At 66.2% G+C, this 13,856-nt stretch carries 14 protein-coding genes; 5 read left to right on the top strand and 9 right to left on the bottom strand.

What is annotated here, in order from left to right; genetic code table 11:
- Position 1: 1 nt before the first annotated feature.
- Positions 2 to 3,160, bottom strand: coding sequence for an efflux RND transporter permease subunit (locus tag AB4Z32_RS13795; protein ID WP_442122421.1), 3,159 nt, complete (start codon positions 3,158 to 3,160; stop codon positions 2 to 4).
- Between the two features lie 27 nt (positions 3,161 to 3,187).
- Positions 3,188 to 4,435 (bottom strand): efflux RND transporter periplasmic adaptor subunit, encoded by a 1,248-nt coding sequence (locus AB4Z32_RS13800; RefSeq protein WP_442122422.1) that lies wholly within the window; start codon positions 4,433 to 4,435, stop codon positions 3,188 to 3,190.
- Positions 4,436 to 4,692: 257 nt separating this feature from the next.
- Here AB4Z32_RS13800 and AB4Z32_RS13805 point away from each other — a divergent pair, with 257 nt between their 5' ends.
- From AB4Z32_RS13805 to AB4Z32_RS13815, 3 genes are all read left to right on the top strand, one after another.
- On the top strand, positions 4,693 to 5,217 hold the full coding sequence (locus AB4Z32_RS13805; protein ID WP_442122423.1) for a TetR family transcriptional regulator: 525 nt from the start codon (positions 4,693 to 4,695) through the stop codon (positions 5,215 to 5,217).
- Positions 5,218 to 5,309: 92 nt separating this feature from the next.
- Positions 5,310 to 5,816 carry a hypothetical protein gene (locus tag AB4Z32_RS13810; RefSeq protein ID WP_442122424.1) on the top strand — a complete coding sequence of 169 codons (507 nt, stop codon included), beginning with the start codon at positions 5,310 to 5,312 and terminating at the stop codon, positions 5,814 to 5,816.
- A gap of 3 nt (positions 5,817 to 5,819) precedes the next feature.
- A complete protein-coding gene (locus tag AB4Z32_RS13815; RefSeq protein WP_442122425.1) occupies positions 5,820 to 6,263 on the top strand; it encodes a hypothetical protein in 444 nt (147 codons plus the stop codon).
- Between the two features lie 14 nt (positions 6,264 to 6,277).
- Here the strand turns inward: AB4Z32_RS13815 and AB4Z32_RS13820 are convergent, their stop codons facing one another.
- Positions 6,278 to 7,171, bottom strand: a complete 894-nt coding sequence (locus AB4Z32_RS13820) for a LysR family transcriptional regulator (RefSeq protein WP_442122426.1) — start codon at positions 7,169 to 7,171, stop codon at positions 6,278 to 6,280.
- Positions 7,172 to 7,235: 64 nt separating this feature from the next.
- On the opposite strand from AB4Z32_RS13820, the gene AB4Z32_RS13825 reads away from it, so the two are divergent.
- The gene (locus AB4Z32_RS13825) at positions 7,236 to 8,453 is read left to right on the top strand and encodes a YbfB/YjiJ family MFS transporter (protein WP_442122427.1); all 1,218 of its coding nucleotides are present in this window, start codon (positions 7,236 to 7,238) and stop codon (positions 8,451 to 8,453) included.
- Positions 8,450 to 9,517, top strand: coding sequence for an NAD(P)H-dependent flavin oxidoreductase (locus AB4Z32_RS13830; RefSeq protein WP_442122428.1), 1,068 nt, complete (start codon positions 8,450 to 8,452; stop codon positions 9,515 to 9,517). The genes AB4Z32_RS13825 and AB4Z32_RS13830 overlap by 4 nt, the downstream gene beginning before the upstream one ends.
- Positions 9,518 to 9,640: 123 nt before the next feature.
- On the opposite strand, the gene tal is transcribed toward AB4Z32_RS13830, so the two are convergent.
- From tal to AB4Z32_RS13860, 6 genes are all read right to left on the bottom strand, one after another.
- Positions 9,641 to 10,570, bottom strand: a complete 930-nt coding sequence (tal, locus tag AB4Z32_RS13835) for a transaldolase (protein WP_442122429.1) — start codon at positions 10,568 to 10,570, stop codon at positions 9,641 to 9,643.
- Positions 10,571 to 10,632: 62 nt separating this feature from the next.
- Complete coding sequence (gene fos, locus AB4Z32_RS13840) at positions 10,633 to 11,043, bottom strand: fosfomycin resistance glutathione transferase (protein WP_442122430.1); 411 nt, start codon at positions 11,041 to 11,043, stop codon at positions 10,633 to 10,635.
- Complete coding sequence (locus AB4Z32_RS13845; RefSeq protein ID WP_442122431.1) at positions 11,037 to 11,534, bottom strand: GAF domain-containing protein; 498 nt, start codon at positions 11,532 to 11,534, stop codon at positions 11,037 to 11,039. Before AB4Z32_RS13845 ends, fos begins: the two co-directional genes overlap by 7 nt.
- A gap of 84 nt (positions 11,535 to 11,618) precedes the next feature.
- Complete coding sequence (locus tag AB4Z32_RS13850) at positions 11,619 to 12,320, bottom strand: YjjG family noncanonical pyrimidine nucleotidase (RefSeq protein ID WP_442122432.1); 702 nt, start codon at positions 12,318 to 12,320, stop codon at positions 11,619 to 11,621.
- Positions 12,321 to 12,354: 34 nt separating this feature from the next.
- The gene (locus tag AB4Z32_RS13855) at positions 12,355 to 12,978 is read right to left on the bottom strand and encodes a glutathione S-transferase family protein (RefSeq protein ID WP_442122433.1); all 624 of its coding nucleotides are present in this window, start codon (positions 12,976 to 12,978) and stop codon (positions 12,355 to 12,357) included.
- Positions 12,979 to 12,988: 10 nt separating this feature from the next.
- Positions 12,989 to 13,843, bottom strand: a complete 855-nt coding sequence (locus AB4Z32_RS13860; RefSeq protein WP_442122434.1) for an SIS domain-containing protein — start codon at positions 13,841 to 13,843, stop codon at positions 12,989 to 12,991.
- Between the last annotated feature and the right edge of the window lie 13 nt (positions 13,844 to 13,856).

Here is a 13,856-nt window from a genome sequence, read left to right on the forward strand (position 1 = left end):
TTCATATTTCTTCTTTCGCAATACCTGCGGCTTCGGCGTGGTGCTCGTAGATCTCCTGCTGGCGTTTGCTGCCCTTGAAGATGCTGCGGATGACCACGAAGAACACCGGCACGAAGAACACGCCGAGCGCGGTCGCGGTGATCATGCCGCCCATCACGCCGGTACCGATGGCGCGCTGCGAAGCCGCGCCGGCGCCGCTGGCGATCACCAGCGGCAGCACGCCGAGGATGAAGGCCAGCGAGGTCATGATGATCGGACGGAAACGCAGGTGCGCCGCCTCGATCGCCGCCTCGATAGGCGACTTGCCCTGCGCCTGCAGGTCCTTCGCGAACTCGATGATCAGGATCGCGTTCTTCGCCGCCAGGCCGATCACGGTGATCAGGCCGACCTTGAAGTAGACGTCGTTCGGCATGCCGCGCATGGTCGCGGCCAGCAGCGAGCCGAGCACGCCCAGCGGCACCACCAGCAGCACCGAGACCGGGATCGACCAGCTCTCATACAGTGCCGCCAGGGCCAGGAACACCGCCAGCAGCGAGAAGCCGATCAGGACGAACACGGTCGAGCCGGACAGGATTTCCTCGCGCGACTGGCCGGTCCATTCGTAGGCGAAGCCGGCCGGCAGCTTGGCCGCCAGGTTCTGCATCTCCTGCAGCGCGTCGCCCGACGAGTAGCCCGGCTTCGGTTCGCCGGTGATGCTCATCGCCGGATAGCCGTTGTAGCGGGTGGTCTGCTGCGGACCGTTGATCCACTTGGTGCTGGCGAAGGCCGACAGCGGCACCGGCTGGCCCTTGGTATTCAGGGCGTTCAGGCGCAGCAGGTCTTCCGGTTGCATGCGGTCCTTGGCGTCGGCTTGCACCACCACGCGCTGCAGGCGGCCGGCGTTCGGGAAGTCGTTCACGTAGCTCGAACCCAGCGAGGTCGAGATCGCGGTGTTGATCGCGTCGAAGGTCACGCCCAGGGCGTTCGCCTTGTCGCGGTCGATCTCCAGCTGCAGCTGCGGCGCATCTTCCAGGCCTTCCGGACGGATGCCGGTCAGAACCGGGGATTGCATCGCCATGCCCAGCAGCTGGTTACGCGCCTGCAGCAGGGCTGCGTGGCCGAGGCCGCCGCGGTCCTGGAGACGGAAGGAGAAGCCGGCGCCGCGGCCCAGTTCCGGGATCGGCGGCGGGCTCACCACGAAGATGAAGGAATCGCGCAGCGACATCAGGTGGCCCGTGATGCGGCCCGCCAGGCTCTGTGCGTCCGAACCCGGCGCCTTGCGCTCGTCCCAGGACTTCAGCGGGATGAAGGCGAGACCCATGTTCTGGCCCTGGCCGGAGAACGAGAAGCCGGTCACGGACACCATGTCGGCGACTTCCGGCTGCTTCAGCACATAGGCTTCGGCGGCCTTCAGCACGGCGTCGGTACGCTCGGCGGTGGCGCCCGGCGGCAGCTGGATGTTGGCGATGATGTAGCCCTGGTCTTCGTTCGGCAGGAAGGAGTTCGGCATCCTGGTGAACACCAGGCCAACCAGGCCCAGCAGCAGCACGAAGGCGACCAGTGCGCGGCCGGTGCGGCGCAGGATCTTGCCGACGAAACCTTCATAGCGCTTGGCGCCGGTGCTGAAGGTGCGGTTGAACCAGCCGAAGAAGCCGCGCTTCTCCATGTGGTGGCCGGCTTCGACCGGCTTGAGCAGGTGGGCGCACAGCGCCGGGGTCAGCGACAGCGCCAGGAAGGCCGAGAACGCGATCGAGGACACCATCACCGCCGAGAACTGGCGGTAGATGTTGCCGACCGCGCCGGCGAAGAAGGCCAGCGGCACGAACACCGAGATCAGCACCACGGTCACGCCGATGATGGCGCCCGAGATCTGGCCCATGGCCTTGCGGGTCGCCTGCAGCGGCGGCAAGCCTTCCTCGGACATGATGCGCTCGACGTTCTCCACCACCACGATGGCGTCGTCGACCACGATACCGATCACCAGCACCATGCCGAACATGGTCAGCACGTTGATCGAGAAGCCCAGCGCCAGCAGGGTGGCGAAGGAGCCGAGCAGGGCGACCGGCACCACGATGGTCGGGATCAGGGTGTAGCGGATGTTCTGCAGGAACACGTACATCACGATGAACACCAGGATCACGGCCTCGATCAGGGTCTCGATGACCTGGCTGATCGAAATCTGGATGAACTTGGTGGAGTCGTAGGGAACCGCGTACTTCATGCCGTGCGGGAAGTACTTCTGCAGCTCGGCCATGCGGGTCTTGATCAGGTTGGCGGTCTCGAGCGCGTTACCGGTCGGCGACAGCTGCACGCCGATACCGCTGGACGGCTTGCCGTTCAGGCGCGCCGAGGTCGAATACGCCTGGCCGCCGATCTCGATGCGGGCCACGTCCTTCAGGCGCACGGTGGAGCCGTCCGGATTCGCGCGCAGCACGATGTTGCCGAACTGTTCGACGTTCGACAGCTGGCCGGTCACGACCACGGTCGCGGTGATCTGCTGGCCCACGTTCAGCGGCAGGTCGCCGATGGTGCCGGACGCCACCTGGGCGTTCTGGGCGCGGATCGCGTTGTTGACGTCGGAAGCGGACAGCTTGAAGCCGACCAGCTTGGCCGGGTCGATCCAGATGCGCATCGCCTTCTCGGTACCGAACAGCTGGGCCTGGCCCACGCCCTTGATACGCTGGATCTCGGGCAGCACGTTACGCGAGGCGTAGTCGCCCAGCGCGATCGGGTCCCAGTTCGGGTCGTCCGAGGAGAGGATGGTGAACAGCAGGAAGTTCGAGCGGGCCTTGTCGACGCGCACGCCCTGCTGGGTCACGGCAGCCGGCAGGCGCGGGGTCGCGCGCGACAGGCGGTTCTGGACGTCGACCTGGGCCAGGTCGGGATCGGTACCGGTCTCGAAGGAGATCGTGATGGAGCCGGTGCCGTTGGCCTGGCTGGTCGACTCCATGTAGACCATGCCGGGCGAACCGTTCATCTCGCGCTCGATCACGGAGATGACCGAGTCCTCGAGGGTCTGTGCGGAAGCGCCAGGGTAGGCGACGCTGACGACGATCGACGGCGGCGCCACGGTCGGGTATTGCGCGATCGGCAGCTGCTTGATGGCGACGCCGCCAAGCACCATGATGAACAGCGCGATCACCCAGGCGAAAATTGGGCGGTCAATAAAAAAACGAGCCATTGGGAAGTCCTGTTTCTAATGTTGCTCTTACTGGCGGGTAGTGCCCGTGCCGGCGGCGGCGGCGGCCGGCGAACCGGTCGCGGCCGGGGCGCTGTTGGCGTTCTGCGGAGTCCATGCCACCGGCTGTACCGGGGTGCCCGGCGGCAGCATCTGCAGCTTCTGGAAGCCGTCGACCATCACTTTCTCGCCTTCCTTCAGGCCGCTTGTCACGACCCAGTTGGCGCCTTCCTGCGAGGCGATCTTGACGGTGCGCGGGGTCGGCTTGTTGTCCGCGCCGATCACCATCACGGTGTCGCCGGTCTGGCCGCCGCGGGTCACGGCCTGCTGCGGCACCAGGATGCCCGACGGCAGCTCGGCCTGGGCCAGGCGCACGCGCACGTACTGGCCCGGCAGCAGGGCGCTGTCCGGGTTCGCGACCTGGGCGCGCAGGGTGACCTGGCCGCTGGTCGGGTCCACGGTCACGTCCGAGAACAGCAGCTTGCCTTTGCGGCCCAGTTCGCTACCGTCGTCGAGGATCACCGACACCGGGATCGCCGAGTCGATGCCGCGGTTGCCAGCGCTCTTGCGCAGGCGCTGCAGTTCGGCGGCGGACTGGGTGATGTTCAGGTAGACGTTGTCGGTCTGCTGGATCAGCGCCATCTGGGTCGCCTCGGTGCTTGATACCAGTGCGCCTTCGGTCACGAGGGCGCGGCCGATACGGCCCGAGATCGGGGCGTAGACGTTCGCATAGCCATAGTTGATCTGGGCGATCTTCACCTGCGCCTTGGCGGCGTTGACGTCGGCTTCGGCCTGCTTGGCGGCGGCGACGGCGTTGGTGAACTCCTGCTTGCTGACCGCATTCGCCTCGACCAGCGGCTTGTAGCGCTCGACGGTGGCCGAAGCCGAGGTCAGGTTGGCCTGGGCGCGGCCGAGCGAGGCCTGGGCGCTGTTGAGCTGTGCCTGGTAGGGCTCCGGATCGATCTGGAACAGGGACTGGCCCTGCTTGACCATGCTGCCTTCGGTGAACAGGCGCTTCAGGACGACGCCGTTGACGCGGGCGCGCACCTCGGCCACGCGGATCGCTTCGACGCGGGCCGGCAGTTCGGTTTCGAGGGCAACCTGCTGGAATTTGGTCGTGATGACGCCGACTTGCGGCGCCGGCATCTTGCCGCCGGGGGCACCGGCGCCGGCCTGGGCGGCATCCTTGTGGCCGCAGCCCGACAGCAAGGCCAGGGCGGTCAGGGTGCACGCGGCAATCCTGGTCAGATTCAGGGTAGATGGTTGGGCAGAACGCATTAAGTGCTTCCTTCTGTTGAAAAAAGGACAAAACCGTCCTGCAGTACTACTCCGGCACCGCACAACGATTCGTCATTGGCTTTTAGGTAAACGGGGATATACTATCACGAGTGTATGTTTAATGTTTCTTGACCACCAAAAAATGGAGATAGGCGCCAATGGCCCGCAGAACCAAAGAAGAGGCCGCTGCCACGCGTGACAGCATCCTTGATGCTGCAGAGAAATTGTTTGTTGAACAGGGTGTTTCGAGAACGACCTTGCAGCATATCGCAACCGCTGCCGGTGTGACGCGCGGTGCGATTTATTGGCACTTCGACGACAAGGGCGCCCTGTTCAACGCGATGATGGAGCGCGCGATCCTGCCGCTGGAGGCGGAGCTGCAGGTGCTGGACGAAGCCGATTCGAGCGATCCGCTGGCCGACCTGCGCGAGTACATGCTGGCCGTGCTGCGTCGCACGGTCGAGGACCCGGTGGCCCGCCGCGTGTTCGAGATCGCCATGCTGAAGGTGGAGTTCGTCGACGAGATGGATGCGGTGCGCTGCCGTCGCCAGCATAGCCTGAGCCAGTGGATGGCGCGCGTCGAACGCCGCATCAAGGTGGCCGCCGACCAGGGCTTGATCTCCTGCAAGGTCGAGCCGAGCACGCTGGCGCTGGCGATGTGGACCATGATCGACGGACTGGTCCGCAACTGGATGTTCGCGCCCCAGAGCTTCGATCTGCTCGAGTTGGGGAAGTGCGTGATCGATCCGTATATGGAAGGCTTGCGGGCGGGGCGCGCCTGAGCCCGCCTGAGCCCGGCAAGCCTTCGAGTATGCATGTTTACAATATTGCCAACTGATGCAAGGATGGGGCCTGTTTCCTTGTGGAGGACGGCATGCGTACCAGACTGACCATTGCGCTAGCCTTGTTCATGGTTGTACTGCTGGGCTGGCAGCATTTGCACGGCGGTGTCCCGGCCCACCACCTGCTGGCGCGCGAAGACCTGCCCGCGGTATCCAACTGGTGGGGAGTGCTGACCCTGCCGGTCCTCGCCTGGTTCCTGCTGGGCCGCATCGAGCGCCGCCGTGAAGGCGGGCAGGGCGGTACCCGTGCCATGGCCGCAGGTTTCGTCGCCAGCCTGCTGTATGGATTCACGCTGGCGCTGTGCTTCGTCTCCGGCAAGCCCGAGGTCAGCGACATCATGGCCCAGGGCGTGTTCGTCATCGCCTTGTTCCTTCCGGTTTACCGCGCCGAATGCGTGCTCGGTTTCGTGATGGGGATGAGCGTGTTCCTGGGCGCCATCCTGCCGATGATCGCCGCGCTGGTCTTCGCCGCGGTCGGCGCGCTGCTGTATCACGCCGTCCGCTTCGTCTGGCTGAGGCTGTCGGCACTGGCGCGCTAGCTCATGAGATTGTTGTTGGCATTCCTGCTCGGCCTCGGCTGCGCCCCTTCGGTCCTGGCGCAGGCGCAGGCGCTGCCGTTCGCGGGCCGCTGGCTGCTGGACGATCGGCCGGCGGCACAAGCTGCCTATACCGTCCTGAACATCAACAACGATCGCCTGCGCTGGAGCGGACCGGATAAATCGGTCCCGCCCTGCGAGCAGGAATTCGCGCTGAAAAAGGAAAAGCCCGGCACGGTGTACCTCGATGGACGCGGCACCAGATTCCTGGCCGGCGTCCCGGGCAGCATCCCGACCTATCTGCTGACCTTGCGCAGCAGCACCTGCGGCCGCGCCGGCGAGGATGTGAGGATCCGCTATCCGCTGATCTACGATGCCCAGCACATCGAAGTCATCGAATACGAGAACGGCAAGCCGGTGAGTTCGCGGCGTTTTCACCGCAAGAAATAAATTCTTCCGAAAGATCAATGCACATCGGCCGGCATTTCTTCAGGGGATTCCGCGCGCAGCATCGAGATCAGGCCTTCCAGCGCCAGCGAAGCCTCGCCGCGCCACACCAGGTGGGTCCGGTTCTCCGCGATGTGTGCCGGCAGCTTGTGCTGCCTCACCTTGTCCGCGGCCTGCAGCGCGCCGAGCACGCTCTGCGGCACGACGGCAAAGCCGGTCCCCGCCGCCACGCAGGCGATCATGCCCTGGTAGGAACCGAATTCGAGCACCCGTTCCACCGTCACGTTTTCGCTGCCCAGCCATTCGTCCAGGCGCCGCCGGTAGGAGCAGCCGTGGGTAAAGGCGATCATGGTCAGGCGGCCGAGGTCTTTCGCATCGCGCACCGGACCCGTGGCAAGGGGCGTGATCAGCACCAGCTCTTCGCGGAACACCGGCAAGGCTTCCAGCTCGGGCGCGGTGAAAGGCTCGGACACGAAGGCCGCTTCGATCTCGAAGTTCCTGACCGCCTTGAGCAGGGCGCCGGTGGTGCCGGTGACGAGCTCCACCACCACGCCCGGATGTTCTTCGTGGAAGCGCGACAGGATGGGCGCCAGGCGGCTGCCGGCCGTGCTTTCCAGGGAACCGAGGCGAAACACGCCCTGCGGCTTGCCGCTGCGCAGCTCGTCGACGGCTTCGTCGGCCAGGCGCAGCAGGCGGGTCGCGTAGTTCAGCAGCGTCCTGCCTTCGGCGGTCAGGCTGAGCGAGCGGCCGTCGCGGCGGAACAGGCGCACGCCGAGGTACTCTTCCAGTTGCCGGATGCGGGTGGTGACGTTGGATGGCACGCGGTGCAGCTTTTCCGCGGCCCGGTTCACGCCACCCTCGCTGACGACGGTACGGAAAATGAGCAGGGCTTCCAGGTCGATCGTTCTCATGGAGAGAATGATAGTCCATTTTTATTCATTAGTCAGCGCGCCCAGCTTGCGCTTTAATTTAGGCATGGATAGCACGACACTTCCCCTTGCCGCCAGGAGCGGCCGCGTTGCCGCCGCCGTCTGCGCCGCGGCCATGATCTCGCTGGCGGTGGCCATGGGCATTGGCCGCTTCGCCTTCACGCCCCTGTTTCCGCTGATGGTGAGGGACGGGCTGCTCGACAGCCACGCCGGCGCCATGCTCGCCGCCGCCAACTACCTGGGCTACCTGGCCGGGGCGCTGGCGGCCTCGCGCCTGCGCATCAAGCCGGCGCTGCTGCTCGCCCTCGGGCTGGCCGGCACCGTGCTGATCACGGCGGCGGTCGGCTGGACCGCCTCCGGCTTCTGGTGGGCCGTGCTGCGCTTCCTGGCGGGCGTGATGAGCGCCTGGACCCTGGTCGCGACCAGCGCCTGGGGCCTCGGCTGGCTGGCGGCGATCGGGCGTCCGGACCTGGCCGGGGTCCAGTTTTCCGGCGTCGGGATCGGCATTGCCGCCGCCGGCATGTTCTGCCTGCTGCTGGGGCGTTCGCTGCCCTCGCCGCAACTATGGATCGGCCTGGCGGCGCTGGGCGCACTGGCGTCGATCCTGCCGCTGGTGCTGAGCCGCAGCCTGCCGGCGCCGCCGGCGCCCATGCCCGCAGCCGCAGCGGCCGCCACCGGGCCCGCCGCGCCGCAAGCCACCTTCGGCCTGGTCGTCTGCTATACCCTGTTCGGCTTCGGCTACATCCTGCCCGCCACCTATCTGCCGGCGCTGGCGCGGCAACTGGTCGACGATCCCGCCGTGTTCGGCCTGGCCTGGCCGGTGTTCGGCGCCGCGGCGGCCATCTCCACGGTGCTGGTGTCCTGGCGCCTGGCGAAGGCGCAGCGCCTGGGCGTGTGGGCGGCCGCCCACCTGCTGATGGCGGCCGGCGTGCTGCTGCCGGCCGTGTGGACCTCGCTGGCCAGCGTGACCCTGGCGGCGCTGCTGGTGGGCGGCACCTTCATGGTCATCACCATGGTCGGCATGCAGGAGGCGCGCGCGCGTGCCGAAGGGCAGGCCACGCGCGTGCTGGGCAGGATGACGGCAGGCTTCGCAGTCGGCCAGCTGGCGGGGCCGCTGGTGAGCGCGAGCATCGCCCGCCTGACGGACACCGAGGCCGCGGCCCTGCACATGGCGCTGGCGCTGTCGGCGCTGGGCCTGCTGGGCAGCGCAGCCTGGCTGTGGAAAACGAACTCGCACATTGCACATCGAAAGGGGAAACCATGAATCCGAGCCAGAGCCAGCAATTCCTTGAACGCCTCGCGCTCCAGTATCCGATCATCCAGGCGCCGATGGCCGGCGTGTCGACGCCGCGCATGGCGGCGGCGGTGTCCAACGCCGGCGGCCTGGGATCGCTGGGACTGGGAGCGAGCAATGCCGCCCAGGCGCGCCAGATGCTGGAAGAAACGCGCGCCCTGACCAGCCGCTCCTTCAATGCGAACGTGTTCTGCCATGTGCCGGCACGCCGCGATGCCGAGCGCGAAGCGGCCTGGCTCGGCCACCTCGCGCCCCTGTTCGCCGATGCGGGCATCGCGGCACCAATCTCGCTCGACGAGATCTACAAATCCTTCAACGAAGATGAAGACATGTTCCGCATGCTGCTCGAGCTGCGTCCGGCGGTCGTGAGCTTTCACTTCGGCCTGCCGTCCGCCGAACGGCTGGCCGCCTTTCACGAGGCGGGCGTGTTCACGATGGCCACCGCCACCAGCCTGCGCGAGGCCGGGATCATCGAACGGGCGGGTGTGATGGCGATCGTGGCCCAGGGCATCGAGGCCGGCGGCCACCGCGGCATGTTCGATCCGGAACAAGGCGACGAAGGCCTGAGCACCTCGGTGCTGGTGCGCCTGCTTGTCAGGAAGACCGGCCTGCCGATCGTCGCCGCCGGCGGCATCATGGACGGTGCCGGAATCAGGGCCGCGCTGGACCTGGGCGCGGTGGCGGCGCAGCTGGGGACCGCCTTCATCCTGGCGCCGGAATCCTCGGCCAGCGCCGTCTACCGCGCAAACCTGAAGAGCGAACGGGCCGAGGCCACGCGCATGACCGCGGCCATTTCCGGACGCCCGGCGCGCGGCATGCTCAACCGCCTGATCGCCCACGGCGACGCGGCCGGCAGCCCGCCGCCGGCCTCGTATCCGGTCGCCTACGATGCGGCCAAGCAGCTGCACGCCGCGGCCGCCAAGGCCGGCAACCACGAGTTTGCGGCGCAGTGGGCAGGGCAGGGAGCGCCGCTGGCGCGCGAGATGCCGGCGGGGGAGATGCTGCAGCAGCTTGCCAGGGAAATGGCGATGTAAACGGAAAACGGCGGCACGAATGCCGCCGTTCACCCACTACCGTCATCCCCGCACACACCACCACGTCGTCCCCGCGCAGGCGGGGATCCAAGTTCTGCGTGCGTTACGTCAGCTTATGCAAAATCAGCGCAGCTCCTCGATCATCTTCTTCAGCTTGACCGAATCCGCAACGAAGGCACGGATACCCTCGGCCAGCTTCTCGGTCCCCATCGCGTCTTCGTTCAGCATGAAGCGGAAGGTCTTCTCGTCCATCGCGATCTTTTCGATGTCCGCGGACTGGTCGGCCACCAGCTTGCGCTCGACGGTCGCGTCGGCGTCGGCCAGCTTCTGCAGCAGGTCCGGCGAGATGGTCAGCAGGTCGCAGCCGGCCAGTTCCAGGATCTGCGAGGTGTTGCGGAAGCTCGCGCCCATCACTTCGGTCTTGTAGCCGAACTTGCGGTAGTACTGGTAGATGCGCTTGACCGACTGCACGCCCGGATCGTCGGCGCCCTGGTAGTCGGTGCCGGTCGATTTCTTGTACCAGTCGTAGATACGGCCCACGAACGGCGAGATCAGCTGAACGCCCGCTTCGGCGCAGGCCACGGCCTGGCACAGCGAGAACAGCAGGGTCAGGTTGCAGCGGATGCCGTCTTTTTCCAGGATCTCGGCGGCGCGGATACCTTCCCAGGTCGAGGCGATCTTGATCAGCACGCGCTCGCGCTTGATGCCGGCGGCTTCGTACAGGGCGATCAGTTCGCGGCCCTTGGCGACGGTCGCTTCGGTGTCGAAGGACAGCGCGGCGTCGATCTCGGTCGAGACGCGGCCCGGTACGAACTTGAGGATCTCGACGCCGAAAGCGATCAGCAGGCGGTCGACGATCTCTTCGACCGAAGCGCCCTTGGAGTCGGCGACGGCTTTTTCCAGCAGCGGACGGTATTCCGGCTTCTGGACCGCCTTCAGGATCAGCGAGGGGTTGGTGGTCGCGTCTTGCGGCGCGTAGGCCTTGATCGACTGGAAGTCGCCGGTATCGGCCACCACGGTGGTGTACTGCTTGAGCTGTTCGAGTTGGTTCATGGTGCGTGGCAAGTGATGTGAGATACAGATTCCGTGATTGTACCGCACCGGCAGCCGGCGATTTATTCGAAAAAACGCATGCCGGCATATGGCGCCGCACGGCACTGGGCCAGGCGGCTGGCCAGTTTGCCGACGTGGACCTCGAGCTGGTGGCCGTCCGGATCCAGGAAATAAAAGGAATCGCCTTCGCTCCTGTTTTTCCGCCACTCGACGGCGCCGGCCTCGAGCAGGCGCGCACGGAAGGCGGCGAAATCGACCTGGGCGACATCGAAGGCGTAGTGCGTATAGTCCGGCTCGGCCGGGGCTGCGCGCTTGCCGTCGAGCGACAGGCACAGCCATAGTTCGCCCAGGCTCAGGTAGGCGCCCGTGTTCCAGATCGCTGCCGGTTTGAAGCCAAGCAGGTCCTTGTAAAAGGCGAAGCTGCGCTCGAGGTCGGCAACGGCCAGGGTCAGGTGATTCAGTCCGCTCAGCAATCGGTGGCGTCCAGGAAGGCCGCGACCATGCGCTCCAGGCCGGCCTTGTCTTCATCTGAGAAACGTTCCAGCTTCGGGCTGTCGATATCGAACACGCCGACCAGCTTGCCGTTCTTGATGACCGGAAGCACGATCTCCGAGGCCGAGGCCGAATCGCAGGCGATGTGGCCGGGGAAGGCGTGCACGTCCGGCACCACGATGGTCTCGCGCTGCACGGCGGTGGTGCCGCAGACGCCGCGGCCGAAGGGGATGCGGGCGCAGGCCGGCTTGCCCTGGAAGGGGCCGACCAGCAGATCCTGGCCTTCGCCCTTCTTGCTCGGCACGGTGAAATAGAAACCGGCCCAGTTCAGGTCGGCCAGGGTGTCGTAGACCAGCGCCGAAAACTGCGAGGCGTTGGCGGTGAGGTCGCGCTCGCCTTCGAGGACGCTGGCGACCTGGCGTACCAGCAGGTCGTAGTCGGGGCGGGTGCTGCGTTCGGGATTGATGTGCATGGCGTGAGCTCGAAGGAACTGATCGGAAAGCGATATTTTACCGCCAGCATGGCAATACTGCCGGGCCGAACCGGATGGCGCCTTTCAGGCGGCGGCCAGCTGCCGCAGGGCCGGCAAGATGGCATGCAGGCTGTCGACTTCGCAGGTCGGCACGGCCTCGCTCGCATTGCCCAGCTTGCCCGGATTGAACCAGCAGCTGTCGATGCCGAAGCGGTTGGCGCCGAGGATGTCGGCGTCCAGCCGGTCGCCGACGATGACGGTTTCCCGCTTCGCAAAGGCGCGCGCCATCTTCGCCGCGTAGTCGAAGAAGCGGCTGTCCGGCTTGGCAAAGCCGCAGGCTTCGGAGGTCGAGACAAAGGAGATGTGGTCCTTCAAACCCGAGCTGGCGATGCGGCGGGTCTGGATGTGCTCGACGCCATTGGTGATGATGCCGACCTCGCCGATGGCGGACAAGGCTTCGCAGACCTGCCTGGCGCCGTCGATGAGGACGACGGTGTCCGACAGCGACTCGAGATAGAGGTGGCTGGCGGCTTGCGGATCGAGGTCGAGGGCCTTCTGCGCGAAGGTACGGCGGAAGCGTTCGACTTTCAGGAAATCCTTCGAGACGGTCCCCAGCTCGAATTCCTTCCACAGCGCAATGTTGATGGCCTGATATTGCGGGAACAGGGCTTCGATGCCGTCTTTCAGGCCGAGCGCCTGCATGGTGCGCACGAAGGAAAGCTGTTCGGATGCCTTGAAGTCGAGCAGGGTGTCGTCGAGGTCGAAGAGGAAGAGCGTATGTTTCATCGGCTATATATTAGCCGAGCATGCGAACTCTGTCTCAGGTGGTCAGCGGCGTCATCACCAGCTTGTGGAAGGCCGGGCGCGCCGCAAGGCGGTCGAACCATGCCTGCAGCCCGGGCAGGGGTTCGCGTTCGATCGGCAGGGCGAACCAGCGCCAGGCCGCGCAGCCCACGGCGATATCGCCCACCGTGAACGTGGCGCCGCCGACGTAATCCTGGTCGCCCAGATGGCGGTCGAGAATGCGCATCGTGGACAGGGCGGCAATGCGCTGCTCCTCGATCCTTGCCGGATCGCGGTCGGCCGCGGGCGTGCGCATGAAGGCGCGGAACAGGGGCAGCAGGGCCGGCCACAAGGTCGAATTCGTCCAGTCCATCCAGCGCTCGGCATCGGCGCGCGCGCGCGGCTCGAGCGGCAACAGGCCGTCCAGCGCGTATCGCCCCGCGAGGTACCTGACGATGGTGTTGGATTCCCAGACCACGAAACCGTCGTCGTCGATGGTGGGCACCAGGCCGTTCGGATTCAGGATGCGGAAGGCCGGCGTGCCGACCACGCCGAAGTGGCGTCCGGCGTCGATGCGGCGATAGTCGAGCGCCAGCTCCTCGCAGCACCAGAGGACTTTCTGTACATTGATCGAATCGGCGTTGCCCCAGACGGTAATCACGGCGCCGGCATCAACCGATGAAGGAATCGAACTGCATGTCGAATTCCTGCAGCGCCTTCTGCGCATTCTGCATCTTCTTCCTGAACTCCGGCCCGCGCTTCAGGGCCAGGCCGACCGCCAGCACGTCGATCACGACCAGGTAGGCCAGGCGCGCCGAAATCGGCGTGTAGGGGTCGATCGCGAACACGAGGTCGATCGGGATCAAGAGGCTGGCCATGTCCGCCAGCGGGGTGCCGGAGGGCGCCAGCACGATCACCTCGGCGCCGCCGCGGCGCGCCAGTTTCGCGGAACGCGTGAGTGCGGGATTGTTGCCGCGTTGAGAAATTGCCACCACCACGTCGCCTTCGCGCAGCAGGGCCGCGGCAATCGAATGGATCGCCGGATCCGTGTAGGCGATGGTCGGCACGCCCGAGCGGAAGAACTTGTGCTGGGCGTCGGCGGCCACGAAGCCGGAGGTGCCCTGGCCGTAGAACTCGATCTTGTTGGCGCGCGACAGGATGTCCAGCGCCTTCTGGATCAGCTCCGGCTTGAGGTTGTTGCGCAGGTCGAGCAGGGTGTTGATCGAGCGGCTGCAGATCTTGTTGACCAGGTCGGCGGCGAGGTCGTCCTGGGCCGGCTGCTCGGTGGCGCCGGGCAAGGCCAGCGCCAGGCCTTGCGCCAGTTTCAGCTTGAACTCGTGCCAGCCGTCGTAGCCGAGGGTGCGGCAGAAGCGCACGACGGTCGGCTCCGAGACCCCTGCTGCGCGCGCCAGCGCGGTGATGTTCTGGCTGACGGTGGCGCTGGGCGATGCCAGCACGGCGAGCGCCACCTTGCGTTCGGATTTCGACAGCGAGTCGAGCTGGGTGCGGATGGAATCGAGCAGCACGGGGTCGGCGTCC

Origin of the sequence: Massilia sp. 2TAF26, assembly GCF_052115005.1 — a bacterium.
Taxonomy (GTDB): Bacteria; Pseudomonadota; Gammaproteobacteria; order Burkholderiales; family Burkholderiaceae_D; genus Telluria.